Below are 16,722 nucleotides of genomic sequence, written 5' to 3'. Positions count from 1 at the left end.
ACTAAGTCAATTCACTTTCAACTTCATTATTCTACCAAATTTCCTGGAATTTGAATATTATTAATTTTCAATTAAAATTTAAACCAAAAAAACGCACCATTATTTTGGCGCGTTTTATTTCAGGCTATTTTTTATCCTGCTGCCGCTGCATCGCTTTCATCATTTGATTAATTTTTTTCTGCGATGGGTTCTGCCCCATCTGCATCATCATCACGCGAAGCATTTGTTCATTAATCGGCGGATTTTTCTTTAAGTAATTCATCATCGTTTTTCTTGCGATGAAGAAACCGAGTGCAAGACCCGCAAGCAGGCATAAAACACCGGTAAGTACTAACCAAAGCCAGTCCATTACTACCTTTCCTCCTTCTATTACCTTAAAGCAATTAAACCTACAGCAATTGCTACATATGACCTACATTATTATAACGTATACAGGTGTGCAAAGAAAGAGGAACATTGCATGATTTTAAAGGACAGAGAATACTTTTAATGGTTTTAACCATCCGTAAAGCTTTTTATCCATGTTCATTGCGAAAAAATATGGTGACTGATTTTTCAGACAATCAAAAACAGCCCATTCTTCTTTCCAAGTTCCTGCATTTTCAAATTTCATAAACATTTCATTCCATTCAATTTTACTGCTGTTCTTCGTTGAAATGTAGCTGCAGGGATGATTATTATATGGAATATATTCGTGTGTATTTAAACATGTTAACAGCTCTGAGGATTTATTCTGAATAGAAATAGGCTCGGTTATGTACCTGATCTGCTTTTCTAATACAGGTCTGGCCCATTCATAAGCTTGTACGTAATCTTGAAACAGGCGGAACAGCTTGTCTTCTTTGCGGTAATATTGCAAGGCTACTTCTTTTTTTATAATAACCAGTAGATAGCGTGACATGTTCTTCCTCCTCGAGATACTTTTTTTAATCGTACAAGAAAAGGAGTAAAAGTGCTGTCAATTTATGAAAATTAATTGAACTGTTTTTGTCGAATGGGTATCTTGTAAATAAATACCTTGATTTGAGAATGTCTCCAGCGGCTTTTTGTAAAGATAAAAATACAGAAGCACCTGGACAAAAAATCCAGATGCTTCTAAAAAATAAGCTATACTTGTAAAAATGATTTTACCTTTGCCGTTACGTTTTCCACTGTAAAACCGTATTCCTCTACAATTTTTCCACCGGGAGCTGATGCGCCGAACTGATCGATTCCCAGTACCGCTCCATGGGCTCCGACATATTTATGCCAGCCGTGAGAGGCACCCATTTCAATCGCAAGGGCAGGCACTCCGTCCGGGAGAACCGACTTTTTATAGTCTTCCGTTTGTTTATCAAAAGCAAGCCAATCCGGCATGCTTACGACATTTACTTTTAATCCGTCTTTTTCCAGGCTTGATTTTGCTTCTACCGCAAGTGACACCTCAGAACCGCTTGCAAGCAGCAAAACATCAGGACGGGCGGCTGAATCATCAATCACATAAGCGCCTCGTTTTACGCCATCCTCCGCTTTTTCAGCTGTGCCTTCAAGTGTCGGCAGTCCCTGGCGTGTAAGGATCAATGCGGTTGGATGTGTGGTGCTCTCTAATGCCGCTTTCCACGCTGCAGTTGTTTCATTACCGTCAGCCGGGCGAATTACGCTTAAGTTTGGGATTGCGCGGAGGGAAGAAACCTGCTCCACCGGCTCATGGGTTGGCCCGTCTTCGCCTACTGCTATACTATCATGAGTGAACACATACGTTACCGGTATACCCATTAACGCGCTCAGACGCAGGGCCGGGCGCAGATAGTCAGAGAATACAAGAAATGTTGATACATAAGGGTGAACTCCGCCATGCAGTGCGAGACCGTTACCTGCAGAGGCCATCGCAAATTCCCTGACTCCAAACCAGATGTTACGGCCTTTGTAGTTATCACGAGAAAAATCAGTTTCATTTTTAATAAGAGTCTTATTTGAAGATGCAAGGTCTGCAGATCCTCCGAACAGCGATGGTACTGCTGCAGAGATTTCCTGAAGTGCCTCGCCGGAAGCAGCACGCGACGCCAGTTTTTCATCACTGTAAACAGGAAGATTATTCTGCCACCCCTCCGGAAGTCTGCCATTTATCGCCAGGGAAAATTGCCCGGCAAGCTCCGGATATTTGTTTTGGTAATCTTCGAACAACTTATTCCATTCTTGTTCTTTTTGCTCACCTTTTTTCTTTACGTCAGCAAAATGTTCTCTTACCTCATCAGGAATATGAAAAGGTGTATCAAATGTCCATTTGTAAGCTTCTTTGGTCAACGCCGCTTCTTCTTCTCCAAGAGGGGCGCCGTGGGCTGCATTGCTCCCTGATTTGTTCGGCGCTCCGAAGCCAATTGTTGTTTTCACTTCAATAAGGGTTGGCTTATCACTGCTGCGCGCTTCTTTAAGTGCCTCTGCAATTGCGTCTCGATCATTTCCGTCTTCGACAAGCAGCGTCTGCCAGCCATATGCTTCGTAGCGCTTGCAGACATCTTCTGAAAATGACTGATGAAGGTCTCCGTCAAGGGATATATCATTGGAATCATACAGCACCACAAGACGGCTCAGCTTTAGATGACCGGCAAGGGAAGCTGATTCCGAGGAAACACCTTCCATTAAATCGCCGTCTCCGCAGAGAGCAAACGTAAAATGATCAACGAGAGCCGCATCTTCTTTATTGTAGACAGCAGCTAAATGACGCTCTGCCATAGCCATTCCTGTCGCCATCGCAAGCCCTTGACCCAATGGACCTGTTGTAGCTTCGACACCGGCTGTATGTCCAAATTCAGGGTGGCCAGGTGTTTTGCTGCCCCATTGTCTAAAATTTTTCAGTTCTTCGAGCGATAAATCATACCCGCTTAGATGCAAAAGGCTGTAAAGCAGCATCGAGCCATGACCGGCCGATAGAACAAAACGGTCACGATTAAACCAATCCGGGTTTGACGGGTTATGGTCCATAAATTGAGTCCACAATGTATAAGCCATCGGAGCCGCTCCCATTGGCAGGCCCGGATGCCCTGAACTTGCTTTTTCGATACTGTCAATCGATAATGTGCGAATGGTACTAATAGCTAATTCTTCCACATTAGCTTCCATGCAAAATTCCCTACCTTTCTTCTGATCCCTATGTATAATTTATTTTTACTTACGTTTTTCATCATAAACGTTATCTGACTATTTCACAAGGCTGAACAGCGCAAAAATAGTAGTTTTCAAGGGTAAATCATCGTTTTAAAATAAACAATAGCCGCCAGGATTTTCCTGACGGCTGTATAATTATTGATTAATGCCCAAAGCGCTGTGTTTTTCTCTTTACCTGTTCTAATTTTGCGGGAGTTACATCGTTTCCTTTTTTATCCATTACTTTCACAGACTGGAGCTGACTTTTAAAGGAAGAACGGAATTTAGAAAGATACTCTTTTCGGAGAGCATGCTGTTCCTTTTCTTCTTCCTCTGTCAGACCCGTTGTTTTTGAACGCTTGGACAATTCATTAATACGGTCAATCTTCTCCTGTGAAATCATATCTATTATAACCTCCTGTTCTGCTGAAACCGTGGCCACTCTCACTTTATTTTAAAATATATACCCTTCTTTTTGCAAATTGAACCGCTTAGTATTAGAACGAATTAAACGTTGTGAGAAAGGCTTACAGTCCGAACAGAGAGATTTACTCTATATTGGGATGATGCATGTTTTCATACTCCTGAAACCGTCTGTGAACGGTAGCTTTAGAGATAGAATAGCCCAGACCGCGCAGCGTTACAGCAATCTCATGAAAGGTCAGCTCTCTTTTGCGAAGCCTGATAATTTCCTCTAACGGGGCATCCATCTTTTTTCGCCCGCCTTCATTTGTTCTTTTCAAATTCTTTTCTGGTTTAAATCCGTCATTTACTGCTTTTTTCATGCCGCGCTTAATCTTTTGATTATGCAGTGTCCTCTGATGCTCTTCCACCAGAGAAAGAATATCCATAAGCATGCTGTCGGATTCTGACAGCTGCAGTTCTCCCCCGTCACGCACGGTATATACATTTACGGACTGCTTAAACAGTTCATGCAGAACGGCGAGTTTGGCATTTCCTCTTCCAAGCCGCGTATCATCCTGCACACAGAATATATCGGCTTTTCCTTCATTTACATCATCGAGAGCCTGGAGTAGTCCTTCTCTTTCAAGCGTATATCCGCTTGCTGTCTCTCTGATAATAGAATAAATATTAAATCCTAACGCTTCACAGAGTACTGTCAGCTCTTCCTCCTGTCTTTTCAGCGAGGTCTGCTGTGACTCCTTCCCCGTACTTACTCTGCAATAAATGATACAAGTCTTCATGGCAGTCCCCTTCAAAACTATAATGTTAATCGGTTATTGAATTATAGGTAAACATATCCGGATTTTTTTCTGAAACAATTAGTGCGTCCGATCCTTCCACCTCTGCCGGGCTGACAGCGGATAATTCTACTACAGTGATTAACAATATGATAGAAAAAATAAATAATAACAAAATCGCCCATTCCTGGATAGAGAGCTGTTTAACTTTTGACATAATGTTTCCTCCTCAAAATAAGAATGTATGTTCCTATCCTGCGTTTATTATATAAAGAACTTCTGTTCGCGTCAAGGAAAAATTAGAACGGATGTTTGCGCACGTATGTTTTTCATGATACAATCGGTATTGAAAGATGAACCAATGCAGAGAAATATTGTGAATTATGAAGATTACTTAAACTGACTTAATAATATGTACAGGCTGATAGTATGTATATTCATATTATTTTGAAATCATGCTGTGAGATCTTATTTTCTAGAAACGAGGTGCTTTTATGTCAAAAGTGTCCAAACGGCAACAATTGATATTGGAATTTATTAAAGATGAAGTTAAGAAAAAAGGTTATCCGCCTTCCGTTCGTGAAATCGGGGAAGCAGTCGGACTCGCGTCAAGCTCAACAGTGCACGGCCACCTTGCCCGTCTGGAAAGCAAAAACTTAATCCGCAGGGATCCGACAAAGCCGCGTGCCATCGAGGTCCTTGAAGCAGGTGATGAAGCAGAACAAATTTCGGAAAGATCCGCTGTTTATATCCCGGTTATTGGTAAAGTTACAGCCGGGGACCCAATTACTGCTGTAGAAAATATTGAAGAGTATATACCGCTCCCGGACCGGATGGTAACTGATGAAGAAGTCTTTGCGCTTACAATTCAGGGAGACAGCATGATTGAGGCGGGTATTTATGACGGAGACCTCGTTATTGTCAGGCAGCAGCAGAGCGCAGATAACGGAGATATCATCGTAGCTATGACTGACGAGCTTGAAGCGACGGTGAAGCGTTTCTACAAAGAAGACAATTACATCCGCCTCCAGCCGGAAAACTCTGCTTTAGACCCGATAATTCTGGATAATGTCACGATTCTCGGTAAAGTTACGGGCGTTTTCCGTACGATTCATTAACTGCGACAGCATTTACACCATGCCGATTAAAAAAAGGATCATCACTACAAGCCCTCGGTCTATCATTTAGACTGGGGGCTTTTTTATGAGATTTTTCATGAACACAACCGATGGGCAGATGCATATTATAAAAGGAAATCAATTGAAAAAGAGGTGAAGCCGCCGTGAGCACACCGCTCGATTATACTTCCCCGTCCGTTCAATATACATTTGATGTTAATAACAGTCCGCTGTTTAAAAAAAACAATCAAAACTACATTAATATATTAGGAATTCAACAATTAAACTCCCTGCAGAATGTGTCTTTGCTGGATATTTTTTTAAGTACTGACAATGCGTTGAACCACACTACCACCAAAACGCAGCTGAACTCGTATATTGTATATCCGGAGAAGCACTTGTTTCCATCCTGAATCCATTTACGAAAGAAATTTTAAATTTTACGATTTCCCCCGGGCAGGTCGCAAACGTGCCCCAGGGGTGGTGGCATTATGAAATAGCTTTGGTGGACAATACTCATCTGTTAGCTATTTTTGATGCCCCCACTCCTGAAGTGATACTGGGCTCAGATATCCTTTCGTTTACCCCTGCCAATGTTATGGCCCACACTTACTGCCTCGATGAAAATGAATGGAAAAATGTCACAGCACCTATTAAGCCGTCCACGTATATTGGTCCGTACGAAGACTGCGAGCGTACGCAGGGCAATGTCGTGCAGCATTACCACCAGCCGCATTATCACCCGCGCTATTATTATCCCTATAGTCAAGGCCGTCATCCGCGTAGATTTTAACTACATGTGACCGCTTTTGTAGTTTATCTATATGAAGCTGAAAGGCTGGGAATAATCCCCAGCCTCTTTATTTAACCAAATTTCTGAAATGTAGATAGAAAATCTCCTCCGTCTCGAAATCACCAGGAAGTTAGACTATTTATGATTATGCTTGCTTTCTGGAGATAGGAAATGCTGATAAAACATTGCTTCTTTTTAATACTCTGAAAGCTTCTTTATGGTGACACCAGATTAGTATATTGTTTTCATTCATTCGATGCACGGTCACAATTCGCTGAGAGAGGGTTCCGTCTTTGGCTTCGTAAATAATCTGTATCCTTCGCTTATTAGCACATGCTTTTTTCAAAACAGTGTCCAATCATATCACCTCATTCGCTCTTAACTTTAGTATATGCGAACGGGAGTTCTTTATGTACAGGTAATGAATGGAAGTAAAAATTAACTCCTGTATTGTATTAGCTAATACATAAGCTGCATGGCACAGGAAATAGTAAGAGGAAGGAGTGATAAAATGTTTGATAAGAAAGAAGAAGTCCCCCACCGCAAAAAGTCGGAAAAGGAAGTAGAGCAGCCGGACACAAAAGAGTGGACTGAGCATACTCCGCACCCGGACAAAAGTATCGTCGAATCAAATTCAGAAGAGCTCCGCTATAAAAACGCTGATTCTATTTATGAATAATTTATTGGCGGACTCAATGGAATGAAAACAAACTCCAGTAAGGAAAAGCTTAGCTTCTCGCCAATACATGAGGCGAATGCCTAAGCTTTTCTACTTTTAAAATGTAAACGAGGAGAGAAAAAAATTTTCTATTTATTGTATATAAAAATTTATACAGAGAAAAATATATTATCTACTAAAAATTGGAGGTAATATAATGAAGATTCTAAAAAGAACACTCTCGATCATGCTAGTTGTTTCTCTGATGGCGGGCTGTGCAGCAAATCAGGGGAATGGGGATAACCAGACAGATGAAAGAGAGGAGACTGAAAATTTAACTCAGACAAACAACAACGATAATGAAAATCAAACTCACATGGAAGTTGCCGATGAAGCTGCTGAAAAGGCAACAGATTTAGAGGAAGTAAGAGTTGCTTATGTTATTGTGGCCAATAAGACCGCATATGCTGCGGTAGAATTAGAAGAAGAGCCCGAAGAAGAAATCGGAGAAGATGTAAAACAAAAAATTTCTGAGGAAGTAAAGTCAACAGATGATAATATAGAAAATGTATTAGTGTCCGCTAATCCAGATTTTGTAGATCGTATGACTAACTATGCAGATAAAATTGAGAACGGGCAGCCAGTAGAAGGTCTTTTTGAAGAGTTTAATAAAATGGTACAGCGTGTTTTTCCTGCCGGCCAATAAAATATTTATAATTACAACTTCTAATAATAAATTGAAAGAAAAACCAGTATTGAGAATGCAGTATACTTCAGCTGGTTTTTCTATTTTTTTCTATAATGAATTCAATTGAATTATGATTTTCATAAACTTACCCAGCCTCCCCAATTAAAAATGTAGTCAAGTGAAGGTAAACATCATATGTTAAGAAAAAGGGATGTTTAACATGAAATTATGCGAAACTTTGTCTATTTTAATTGTCCTTCTGCTTTACATGGTGGTTTCACTTCTCTTCTTTCTTTCCATTGCAAAAGCTGATTATTATAATTCTTACGAAAAATTATCTGAAAATGAAGAATTAAATGAAGATTACATAATAATTTTCGAGAACCGACGAAGTAATATTACGATTTTTGCAATTCACGGCGGGGGAATCGAGCCGGGGACCTCAGAACCAGCTAAAGATTTAGCAGATGAATTAAATTTATCGTATTACCTTTTTGAAGGCATCAAGTCATCGAACAATCAACTATTGCATATCACTTCTGTAAATTTTGATGAACCAATAGGGAGAAGCCTCGCAAAGAATTCTAAGAGTGCTTTGTCAATCCACGGAAATAAAGGAGATGAGCCTGTTATTTACTTGGGCGGAAGAGATGAAATATATAAAAATATGCTTCGGTACTCACTTCAAACCCGTGGATTTCAAGTGGAGGATGCACCTGCTGAAATAGACGGGATGAGTAAAGCAAATATTGTCAATGATACTAAATTAAAAGCTGGAGCTCAGCTGGAGCTGACAGAGGAATTGCGGAAATCATTCTTTGAAAACCATGATTGGTCAAAGAAAAACCGTGTCCATACCACGGTTATTTACGCGGAGTTTATGAAGGGCCTTAAAGAGGCAACACATTCATATAAGCTTTTCTTAAAGAAAAGATAGAAAGACTTATTTCATTAACAGAATAACCTTTGCCGTTTACTGCGGCAAGGGGTTTTTATTTTAGTAAGTGGACATATACTACTCGCGTTCCCAAGGGTGGACCTGGGTGCGGAACAAATCTCTATATTTCATAGCATATTTTAAACGAGTTTCTTCCTTATTAAGAATACGTCAAATTCTCGGAGTGAATAGTTGTTATTTTAACTGAACAAACCATAAAGGAAACGGAAGAAAAATTACAGCGGTCATTAGATACTAATGAGAAAGAACTTATAAAATGGATGGTTGAAAAAGAAAACTATTATTCTATTAATGAGCAACTTAAGAAAATAAACCATGACAGAATTATTTGATAATTTCTGAGACTGGACAGCCACTTAAGAATATAATCAGAGGACTCTTTCGCTGGGAGCTCATATTTATGCCTTAGTGGAATTTTGCTGATTTTCTTTAAACCTAACTTGATATCCGTTTTTGTAACCATCTTTGTAGACAGAATTATACATGGCTTTAGCATATTTTCGAGCTGATCTCTTAATTCAGCGTTTGCGAATGTTTCAATGGATGTTTTTGCGTCTATTTTGTTCCATCTAACCCCCTATTTCATTAGGACTGTCCAGCCTCATTATCATCGTTTCCCCTTAAAGTTTTTAGTGCTAAACCATAGTATGTAAAAAGTTTGAGAAATATTTGTACAAGGGAGATGATTATAGGGGAATCACCTCCCTTATAATTACTTAATAACCTCCAAAACCGAACCCTTTTCCTTTTCCACCGTAAGACCCATATCCACCATAATCGCCATACGAGCAATATGCTGCTCCAACGATAACTAATAAAATGAACAACACAACAATTAATACAAAGCAGCTTCCACCACCCGAATAATCTCCACTCATTATCGTTCCTCCTCTTTTTATCTTACAAACCACTTACAAAATTAATTTATGAAGGTGAAATGAATTAGTGTAAGTCCATATATTTAAAGTCATATTGTAATATCGACTACAAAATTATTTCTAGTCTACCCCACTCGAGTTAATAAAAAATCAGTATAAACAATAATATTTGGAGTTTCAATTTGATTTTAAATATAAGAATAACCTCCATGATCCAACGTAAGATCCCCCATCTCGTCTGTAAATATAATCGTTGGTTTGTAACATATTACACAGGCGGGGGTCCTATATTAATAATTGTTTAACTTTAGCGAGAATTATAGGATCCGACCTTTATATTACTTCTTTATTATTTTAGCTGTAATATTATTGAAGCCCAATCCAATCGATAATACTTATCATACCCTGTATAGTGACTTTTAAATTTGGAGGTATGAATAAATGTACGCGAAAAAAATTTGTTGCCCTACCCATGTGAATAAAGTTAATAAAAAAGCCTCAGTCATACGGAAGCACAGTAAGAAGGAAGAAGTATGTTCATGTAATGCTACAGTTGCACCTAAGACAACAAAATTAGATACCGATTGCATACTAGTGAACTCTGTCGTTGGATCAAAATCGGTTCAAAAAGTAGCAGAAATAACCTTACCCATTACTGCTTTTGAAGGTTTGGATTTAGCGGAGATTGTATCTATAAGTGTTGTCCCAAATTTGGATGCAATTACTATGAACGCCCGTATCATTAGAGATAAAGTAGTGAATATAGGACTTGTACCTGCAACAATTACAATAACTCTCCTAGGGGGAGTCGTTCTCACCCCTCTAACTACGACTATTCCGTTTCAAGAGCATACGGATTTCCCAGGCGCTTGTCCTGAAGATATATTACAAGAATCCCCTCTTGAAGTTGAAGGAATATTTACTCAACCCGGTGTTCCCGTCCTCACTGGACCTGTTGTAGGTGATCTACTCGAAGGAATCCTATTTAAAATCATTCTCCGCACTACCATTACAGTTATCCGTCCTGTACTGCAAGATGGATCTGGGAATTTCTGTGATATTAATCAGAATCGTTGCGATATATCTACGACTCCACCAACCTTCACATTCCCAACACCTGATAACGGGGGCTTGCTAGGGTAACCTTATTAGATTTTACGAAATTATCTTTTCTTCTATAAAGATCATTTAGACTCGCTTTTTACGGAATGGGCTTATCAAGCCGACATAGCCTTCTCTAAAATCGCAGGTCTACCTTCCTCAGAAGGGAGGAATTAATTCCCCCTTCTGTTTTTCTATTATTCATTAATTTTTCCGTTTAATTAGTGGTGAGAGCTAATACATTTCTCGAGGTGTTAGTTCCATCTAGTATGATTTTCTAAATATGATTCAAATCTATCTATAATTTCAATAAACCTTTCTGCTTCCCTAAATGTATGATCAGCTAAAAGAGGATGAATATTGCTTTTAATTCGGCATGCTTCAATTAACTCTCTTGCTGTTTTCTTAAAATCCCTCAACGACACGACTGAAATTTTATTTTGGTCTAAGAATTGATCTAATAAAGGGGGAGTTTCAGATTGAGGGCGCATAGAGTCTAAATCTATAGCCTGGAACACCAATTGATCAAAGTCATGACTAAACTCTCTCGCTTGACCTACTAATTTTCGCTCTGATGGATCTAACAAATGTCCAATAAATTTTGCATGGTCTGCCATTATTTTTAGAAAGAATACATTTTCCTCAATAATTGCCACGGGTACGGGTGTTAATGTTCCTTCATTCAGTTCTTCTAAGCGATTTGCAAAATAAGCTGCTTCTCTGCTTATGTGGTCAATCAACAACGGAAAATTATTTGATCGGATTTGACAACTCAGAGTTAACCCTAATACCTTTCTTTTGTACGCCCAAATAGAGGCAGCTGCTTGATAAACTTCGTTATTGAATGATTCAATCTGCTTTGGATCAGAGTTAACCGTATACTTACTTAATTGTTCTTCAATTCTCTCAAATACAACGATAAATTGCTGAGCTTCTTCAATCAATTGCTTTTGCTCATAGGTAAAACCTAAAGTTAAAAATAACGCATGCTCCTTCATTATCCTAGACCAAAATTTAATTTCATCTAGTGACCTCACCACAAATAAATTTGCCATAAATCCCTCCTTGAAATTTTAACTTCTTATCCATTTGTGTTTTGCAAGAGAAAAGTACATAATAATGCAATGAAAAATACATAAGCTTGCCAGCCGATATTTTTAGTTGTTTTGTCTTGATAATGCATGGCTAACCCGGTAGCTATCTCCTGAAAATGTAAGTACATGAGCGTGGTGTATGACACGATCAACTAAAGCTGCAGTAAGCCTCGAGTCCACAAATATTCGATTCCACTGACTAAATTCCAAATTTGAAGTGATAATGATGCTCTTCTGCTCGTACCAATCGGTGATGAGTTGAAATAGAAGCTCGGCTCCTTCTTTACTGGATGGAATGTATCCCATCTCATCTAAAATAATTAGATCTACTTTTTTAAAACGATTCCTAAACTGTTGGAGCTTTCCTTCTCTCCACATTCTTTCTAATATATCAACTAGATCAGAAACTCTGTAGAAACGGACCTCATATCCTTTCTTACACGCCTCACGGCCTAACCCTGTCGCTAAGTGAGTTTTTCCTGTACCTGGTGAACCTGTAAGAACTACATTCTCTTTCTTAGAAATAAAGTGCAGTTCTTTCAATTCAGTACGGTCGATCTGAGGAGGAAATCTTACTTGATCTCCCCATTGAAAATCCGCAAGGGTTTTGTGGTTGGCGAATTTCGCTTTTTTTATCAGGCGTTCAGCTTTTGCTTCTTCTCTCAATTCAAATTCCTTTTGGAAGAGTGCTTCTAAGTATTGCGTTTCATTTTCAAACGGGATTTTCTCATAAATGTCAGCTACATAGGCCAACCGTAAGCTTTTACACATATCCTTGATATTCATACTCGCTGCTCACCATCCTCTTTCGCGCTTGGTTGTAGTAGGTCGTATTTAGACCAATCAACGTCATAAGGATGGGAAGTAGAGTCAAAGGTTCTCTCTGAATGTTGTTGGAGAAGATCATAAAACTTTTCATTAACCTCTTCCATATCATGATTGATTAGTAAGCTGATGAACCAATGCAATCGCTCTTTTCGTAACGTAAGGGATTCTATACTTAGATAAGTTGCTATTCGTCCTGGCAAATATGGGTTATATCTTGAGTAAGGAACCGATCTTGGTTTGGAAGCCCAGGCCCTCATAATGGAAAGCCAAGGGATATTTCGGTGTTTGTTCATATATGGCCGAAAGTCCGAATGGAGAATTTCTCCGTAAGGAGATACCACTTTATAACGGTCCCAATAGAGGATTAAATGAAGATAACTGAAATTATATCCTTTTGGAATATGCTCTTTCTTGCTGTCTATAGTGATTTCTCCATACTTGTTAGCCGTCACTTTCGTTTCTTTAAATATCGGATAATCTTCCTCTGGAAGAGCTAAGGCATGATTCATTTCTTCATCAAGTAAGTCTTGAATACGAACTTCCTTTGAGTAGTGAATGCGCTGACGATCCTGTTCTAGTTTTTCACTTAAAATATTGGTTAGATCTTCATAGCTTTCTATGACTGGAGAAGGGGTCACAAAGTTATATCTTACATATCCTACTTTATTTTCAACGTGTCCCTTCTCATTCCCCTTACGCGTATTACATGCTTGAATTTCAAAACGGTAGAAATTAGCGAATTGAAGAAATTCATCTGTAAGAATGGTTTCGCCATCCTTATTTCTTGCTTTTATTACGGCGGCTTTCAAGTTATCAATTCTAAGCTTTCGTGGCACTCCGCCCAGTAGTTCGAAGCTCTTCTTTAACCCGTATAAAAAGCATTCCTGGTTTTCCCCTGGAAGAGGAATAGTAAAAGCTGCATTACTATATGGCAAGCTCATTACTAAACAGTGGACATCAATGAATTTTCCGTCTTTAACAGCTTCTGTTATTCCAAAATCCACCTGAGCTTCAGCTGGAGGATGATTTAGTCTTTCACTATTCTTATCTTTAACGTCATCCGGACTACCTTTTCCTTCTTTCCATTCAGCTATGAAATAGCAGACGGTCCTGTAAGACCCGGTAAACCCATGAGTTTGAAGTTGCTGAAAAATGGTCTTGTTTTTCCTTCTCAGTTTCGGCTTTAGTTTTTGATCTTCAATAAGCCAGTCGGTAACAATTTCTCCCCAATGTTCCTCATACATCATTCCTTTTCTAATCACCTGTTTTTCTTGTGGGACCTGATCTTCATCCGCATATTTCTTGGCGGTACGCCAATTCACTTGAGCTCTTTGAGCAATTTCATTTATAGATACGTCTTCATGATTTCGTAAAGTTTTGATATGATTAATCTTAGTCATTGCTAGCAATCCTTTCGACCTCCACTGTGTTTGATTCGACACCAATTACAGTAGAGTTATATTGGATGGCTGGCAAGGCTTTTTTTATCTAAAAAAGAAGTGCAGAGTTATGTACGTTTTGGTTGCACATCTTTGTACTTCTATTTTGCACTACACACCATTTATTAATGTATTTAATATGGCTGATTTGTAGAACTATAAAAGACCCCTGCTGAGGTCTTTTGTATATTGAGTACAATTGATTTGCGGAGTCTCTCCTCCGCTTGCTACATAACTCTGGTGATGACTGAAAGACGACAATCTCCGCAATGGTCGTCTTTCTTCGTTCTCACGCCCTTAAATAAATTTTAATTTTGAATTGAGCTCAAACACAGTTTAATTTTACTCTTTATCTACCGGTGATTGTATATTATTTTTATATGTATCAATGAATAGGCCTCCGTTAGGAAGAACTACGTGTAACTGCTAATCTAGAGTTAACACATTCTGCTCGATAGAATTGAACACTTTTTAATAACTCTCCCACCCCGATCATGTAAACTTACATGAGTATGCTAGTTTGTGATCGGGAGGGCATGAAGGGTGAACAAGTTGGAGAAGCATGTGTTGATACATCAGTTAAAAAAAGAAGGGTTTGGAATTGTAGCTATTGCGAGAAAGTGTGGGGTTTCAAGAAATACGGTTTATGCTTATAAATAAAGATTTTCCTGAGGCAAATGAGTGGGTGCAGGAGCTTAGAACAAGGGCTAGGAAGCTCGATCCCTTTCAGGGATACATACTCGATTGGCTTAAGGAACATCCAGACCTGTCTGCTTCTCAGATCTCAGACTGGCTGGAAGAGAAGCATCAGTTTAACGAAGTAGGTGATAGTACAGTTCGAACGTATGTAAAAGAGTTAAGAGAAACGTATCATATTCCAAAAACATTGACCTTTCGGTCATTTGAAGCTCTTGAAGAGCTGCCCCAAGGAAAGCAGATGCAGGTGGATTTTGGGGAACAGAAAGTAAAAACGTCCGCGGGAAGAACACTAAAACTCTATGCGGTTGCTTTTGTCCTAGCGCATTCGCGATACAAATACGCCGAGTGGCAAGACCGCCCCTTCACTACGAGGGATGTGCTGCGAACACATGAAAATGCATTTCAATATTTCGGAGGGATCACAGAGGAGATTGTTTATGATCAGGATAAGTTGATGACAGTGAGTGAGAATGCAGGAGATATCATTTTCACCGAAGAGTTTCAAAACTACAGGGTGAACCGGGGTTTTCAAGTCTATTTGTGCAGAAAGTCAGACCCCCAATCCAAAGGAAAGGTCGAAAATGTAGTGAAGTTTCTGAAGAGGAATTTTGGAAAGAACCGTACATTCCACCAAATAGATAAGTGGAACGAACAATGTCTGGCTTGGCTGAAGAGAAAGGGGAATTACCAAGTCCATGACAGCATAAAAAAGAGGCCTTTCGAAGTGTTTGCCCTGGAAAAGCCACACTTACGAACAGCCTCTTCTCCACTCTCTTTCGAGAGCCAAGATAATGTAAGTATAACAAGAACCGTTCACAAGGACAATGTCATTAAATTTAAATCTAACCGCTATACTGTTCCTTTAGGAACGTATACTCCCTTCGGGGAGAATCTGGTTACCGTTCGTCTAAAGGAAGATCGTGTCATCATTTCTCTTCCTTCGGGAGGGGAACCAATTGCGATTCATTCCCTGGAGACGGAGAAAGGAAAACTAGTCAAAAACACCAATCATTCTCGTGATCGTGCCAAAGGTTTAGTTGATTATTTCGCAGCTGTAAAGAGCCAATTTGAGGATCAGGAGAAGATTACTTTCTATTTGGAAGAGATGCGACAGCGCTATCCCCGGTATGTGAGAGATCAACTTCAAGTCTTTCAAAGAGCCATTCATGCCTATGAAGCATATAAGGAGGAAGCATTGGAAATCTGCATGAGAGAAAAGCTCTGGAGTGCAAATGACTTCCATGACGTAGCAAAACATGTAGCCAACCTTTCTGAAGCAGGCGCTGCAGACGCAGAAAAAATATCGATAGCAGGAGGTCTTTCCGAGGAGCTAGTTAAAGAGAAAGCTGTCATGAGAGATTTGGACACCTATATCGACATTCTCGGAGGTGCCAAATGACCCTTTCTGTTGATTCGTTGCAACGTCAGCTTCATCAGTTTCGAATGGTAGAAACAGCAAAAGAATTGCCTGTTTTTCTCCGAAAAGCAGAAAGCCACTCCTGGACATATCAAGAATTATTGCATGAGCTATTTAGTTATGAAGAAAAGCGCCGAGAAGAAAAGCTGATAGAGAAGCTGTTGAAGTGGGCTCGTTTCCCTTACGAAAAGACACTCGATGAGTACGACTTGGGGGAGCAGCCATCGCTGAGTGAAAGGCAACTTAAGCAGCTCCAAGAGCTGTCTTGGCTCGAGCAAACATTTAATTTAATCGTGTTGGGTCCTCCCGGTGTCGGCAAAACGCATGTTAGCATCGGCCTCGGCATGGAAGCGATCCAGCAGAGACAACGCGTTTCTTTTATTTCTATGGGCGAATTGGCTTCCGTATTGAAGACCGAAGAATACGTTCGTAAATCTCAACTTCGCCTAAAACGGATCCGTGAATCAGATTTGGTCATCATAGACGACCTTATGTACATGGCGATGGACCAACACGAAGCGAACCTGTTTTTTCATTTAATTAATTACCTATATGAGCGAAGTTCCATTGTGCTCACTTCCAATAAAGGGCCTGAGGAGTGGGGAGAGCTACTGGGCGATCAAGGGATAACAACGGCCATTCTAGACCGTCTCCTCCATCGTTCGGAGGTTATTCATTTAAATGGCAACAGCCACCGCATTAAACATCGAGAAACTTTGTTTCAAG

At 39.7% G+C, this 16,722-nt stretch carries 16 protein-coding genes and 2 pseudogenes; 8 read left to right on the top strand and 10 right to left on the bottom strand.

Translation table 11 applies throughout. The annotated features are described in order from the left end of the window. Window positions 1-124 precede the first annotated feature (124 nt). From ACE4RR_RS19225 to ACE4RR_RS19200, 6 genes are all read right to left on the bottom strand, one after another. Window positions 125-349 (bottom strand): YneF family protein, encoded by a 225-nt coding sequence (locus ACE4RR_RS19225; protein ID WP_375537064.1) that lies wholly within the window; start codon window positions 347-349, stop codon window positions 125-127. Window positions 350-466: 117 nt separating this feature from the next. Beyond that, window positions 467-901, bottom strand: a complete 435-nt coding sequence (sirA, locus tag ACE4RR_RS19220; RefSeq protein ID WP_375537063.1) for a sporulation inhibitor of replication protein SirA — start codon at window positions 899-901, stop codon at window positions 467-469. A gap of 206 nt (window positions 902-1,107) precedes the next feature. Further along, window positions 1,108-3,099 carry a transketolase gene (gene tkt / locus ACE4RR_RS19215; protein WP_375537062.1) on the bottom strand — a complete coding sequence of 664 codons (1,992 nt, stop codon included), beginning with the start codon at window positions 3,097-3,099 and terminating at the stop codon, window positions 1,108-1,110. A gap of 187 nt (window positions 3,100-3,286) precedes the next feature. Then, entirely contained in the window at window positions 3,287-3,526 is a 240-nt protein-coding gene (locus ACE4RR_RS19210) for a DUF896 domain-containing protein (RefSeq protein WP_375537061.1), read from the bottom strand. A gap of 145 nt (window positions 3,527-3,671) precedes the next feature. Beyond that, complete coding sequence (locus tag ACE4RR_RS19205; RefSeq protein ID WP_375537060.1) at window positions 3,672-4,328, bottom strand: YneB family resolvase-like protein; 657 nt, start codon at window positions 4,326-4,328, stop codon at window positions 3,672-3,674. 25 nt (window positions 4,329-4,353) lie between these two features. Continuing rightward, complete coding sequence (locus ACE4RR_RS19200) at window positions 4,354-4,542, bottom strand: hypothetical protein (RefSeq protein ID WP_375537059.1); 189 nt, start codon at window positions 4,540-4,542, stop codon at window positions 4,354-4,356. A 277-nt stretch (window positions 4,543-4,819) separates the two neighbouring features. Between ACE4RR_RS19200 and lexA the strand changes: the two genes are divergently transcribed. From lexA to ACE4RR_RS19175, 5 genes and pseudogenes are all read left to right on the top strand, one after another. Next, the gene (gene lexA, locus ACE4RR_RS19195; RefSeq protein WP_375537058.1) at window positions 4,820-5,443 is read left to right on the top strand and encodes a transcriptional repressor LexA; all 624 of its coding nucleotides are present in this window, start codon (window positions 4,820-4,822) and stop codon (window positions 5,441-5,443) included. 164 nt (window positions 5,444-5,607) lie between these two features. After that, window positions 5,608-6,236: pseudogene (locus ACE4RR_RS19190) on the top strand (cupin domain-containing protein). 511 nt (window positions 6,237-6,747) lie between these two features. Beyond that, window positions 6,748-6,915 (top strand): hypothetical protein, encoded by a 168-nt coding sequence (locus ACE4RR_RS19185; RefSeq protein WP_375537057.1) that lies wholly within the window; start codon window positions 6,748-6,750, stop codon window positions 6,913-6,915. 196 nt (window positions 6,916-7,111) lie between these two features. After that, complete coding sequence (locus ACE4RR_RS19180) at window positions 7,112-7,600, top strand: YhcN/YlaJ family sporulation lipoprotein (protein ID WP_375537056.1); 489 nt, start codon at window positions 7,112-7,114, stop codon at window positions 7,598-7,600. 202 nt (window positions 7,601-7,802) lie between these two features. Next, window positions 7,803-8,519, top strand: coding sequence for a poly-gamma-glutamate hydrolase family protein (locus ACE4RR_RS19175; protein ID WP_375537055.1), 717 nt, complete (start codon window positions 7,803-7,805; stop codon window positions 8,517-8,519). A gap of 737 nt (window positions 8,520-9,256) precedes the next feature. Here the strand turns inward: ACE4RR_RS19175 and ACE4RR_RS19170 are convergent. Then, window positions 9,257-9,418, bottom strand: coding sequence for a YjcZ family sporulation protein (locus ACE4RR_RS19170; RefSeq protein WP_375537054.1), 162 nt, complete (start codon window positions 9,416-9,418; stop codon window positions 9,257-9,259). A 441-nt stretch (window positions 9,419-9,859) separates the two neighbouring features. Here ACE4RR_RS19170 and ACE4RR_RS19165 point away from each other — a divergent pair, with 441 nt between their 5' ends. Then, complete coding sequence (locus ACE4RR_RS19165) at window positions 9,860-10,561, top strand: hypothetical protein (RefSeq protein ID WP_375537053.1); 702 nt, start codon at window positions 9,860-9,862, stop codon at window positions 10,559-10,561. A 212-nt stretch (window positions 10,562-10,773) separates the two neighbouring features. On the opposite strand, the gene ACE4RR_RS19160 is transcribed toward ACE4RR_RS19165, so the two are convergent. The 3 genes from ACE4RR_RS19160 to istA (ACE4RR_RS19150) all read right to left on the bottom strand — a co-directional run bounded on the left by ACE4RR_RS19160 (window position 10,774) and on the right by istA (ACE4RR_RS19150) (window position 13,841). After that, complete coding sequence (locus ACE4RR_RS19160; protein WP_375537052.1) at window positions 10,774-11,574, bottom strand: DUF2935 domain-containing protein; 801 nt, start codon at window positions 11,572-11,574, stop codon at window positions 10,774-10,776. Between the two features lie 102 nt (window positions 11,575-11,676). Further along, on the bottom strand, window positions 11,677-12,399 hold the full coding sequence (gene istB, locus ACE4RR_RS19155; RefSeq protein ID WP_375537051.1) for an IS21-like element helper ATPase IstB: 723 nt from the start codon (window positions 12,397-12,399) through the stop codon (window positions 11,677-11,679). Further along, window positions 12,396-13,841, bottom strand: coding sequence for an IS21 family transposase (istA, locus tag ACE4RR_RS19150; RefSeq protein ID WP_375537050.1), 1,446 nt, complete (start codon window positions 13,839-13,841; stop codon window positions 12,396-12,398). The genes istB (ACE4RR_RS19155) and istA (ACE4RR_RS19150) overlap by 4 nt, the downstream gene beginning before the upstream one ends. A gap of 582 nt (window positions 13,842-14,423) precedes the next feature. Between istA (ACE4RR_RS19150) and istA (ACE4RR_RS19145) the strand changes: the two are divergent. Next, window positions 14,424-15,978 (top strand): annotated as a pseudogene (gene istA, locus ACE4RR_RS19145) (IS21 family transposase). Continuing rightward, a partial coding sequence (gene istB / locus ACE4RR_RS19140) for an IS21-like element helper ATPase IstB (RefSeq protein ID WP_375537049.1) occupies window positions 15,975-16,722 on the top strand: 748 nt, incomplete at its 3' end. The pseudogene istA (ACE4RR_RS19145) and the gene istB (ACE4RR_RS19140), both read left to right, overlap by 4 nt.

The organism is Alteribacillus sp. HJP-4 (genome assembly GCF_042139015.1).
Classification (GTDB): domain Bacteria; phylum Bacillota; class Bacilli; order Bacillales; family Marinococcaceae; genus JBHIKY01.
This window is presented reverse-complemented; position numbering and strand designations above follow the sequence as displayed.

Coding starts and splice junctions, on each gene's coding strand:
- tkt (WP_375537062.1), bottom strand. CDS start 3,099: ATGGAAGCTAATGTGGAAGAATTAGCTATTAGTACCATTCGCACATTA.
- ACE4RR_RS19225 (WP_375537064.1), bottom strand. CDS start 349: ATGGACTGGCTTTGGTTAGTACTTACCGGTGTTTTATGCCTGCTTGCG.
- ACE4RR_RS19210 (WP_375537061.1), bottom strand. CDS start 3,526: ATGATTTCACAGGAGAAGATTGACCGTATTAATGAATTGTCCAAGCGT.
- ACE4RR_RS19175 (WP_375537055.1), top strand. CDS start 7,803: ATGAAATTATGCGAAACTTTGTCTATTTTAATTGTCCTTCTGCTTTAC.
- istB (WP_375537051.1), bottom strand. CDS start 12,399: ATGAATATCAAGGATATGTGTAAAAGCTTACGGTTGGCCTATGTAGCT.
- ACE4RR_RS19180 (WP_375537056.1), top strand. CDS start 7,112: ATGAAGATTCTAAAAAGAACACTCTCGATCATGCTAGTTGTTTCTCTG.
- ACE4RR_RS19185 (WP_375537057.1), top strand. CDS start 6,748: ATGTTTGATAAGAAAGAAGAAGTCCCCCACCGCAAAAAGTCGGAAAAG.
- ACE4RR_RS19200 (WP_375537059.1), bottom strand. CDS start 4,542: ATGTCAAAAGTTAAACAGCTCTCTATCCAGGAATGGGCGATTTTGTTA.
- ACE4RR_RS19170 (WP_375537054.1), bottom strand. CDS start 9,418: ATGAGTGGAGATTATTCGGGTGGTGGAAGCTGCTTTGTATTAATTGTT.
- ACE4RR_RS19160 (WP_375537052.1), bottom strand. CDS start 11,574: ATGGCAAATTTATTTGTGGTGAGGTCACTAGATGAAATTAAATTTTGG.
- lexA (WP_375537058.1), top strand. CDS start 4,820: ATGTCAAAAGTGTCCAAACGGCAACAATTGATATTGGAATTTATTAAA.
- istA (WP_375537050.1), bottom strand. CDS start 13,841: ATGACTAAGATTAATCATATCAAAACTTTACGAAATCATGAAGACGTA.
- ACE4RR_RS19205 (WP_375537060.1), bottom strand. CDS start 4,328: ATGAAGACTTGTATCATTTATTGCAGAGTAAGTACGGGGAAGGAGTCA.
- ACE4RR_RS19165 (WP_375537053.1), top strand. CDS start 9,860: ATGTACGCGAAAAAAATTTGTTGCCCTACCCATGTGAATAAAGTTAAT.
- sirA (WP_375537063.1), bottom strand. CDS start 901: ATGTCACGCTATCTACTGGTTATTATAAAAAAAGAAGTAGCCTTGCAA.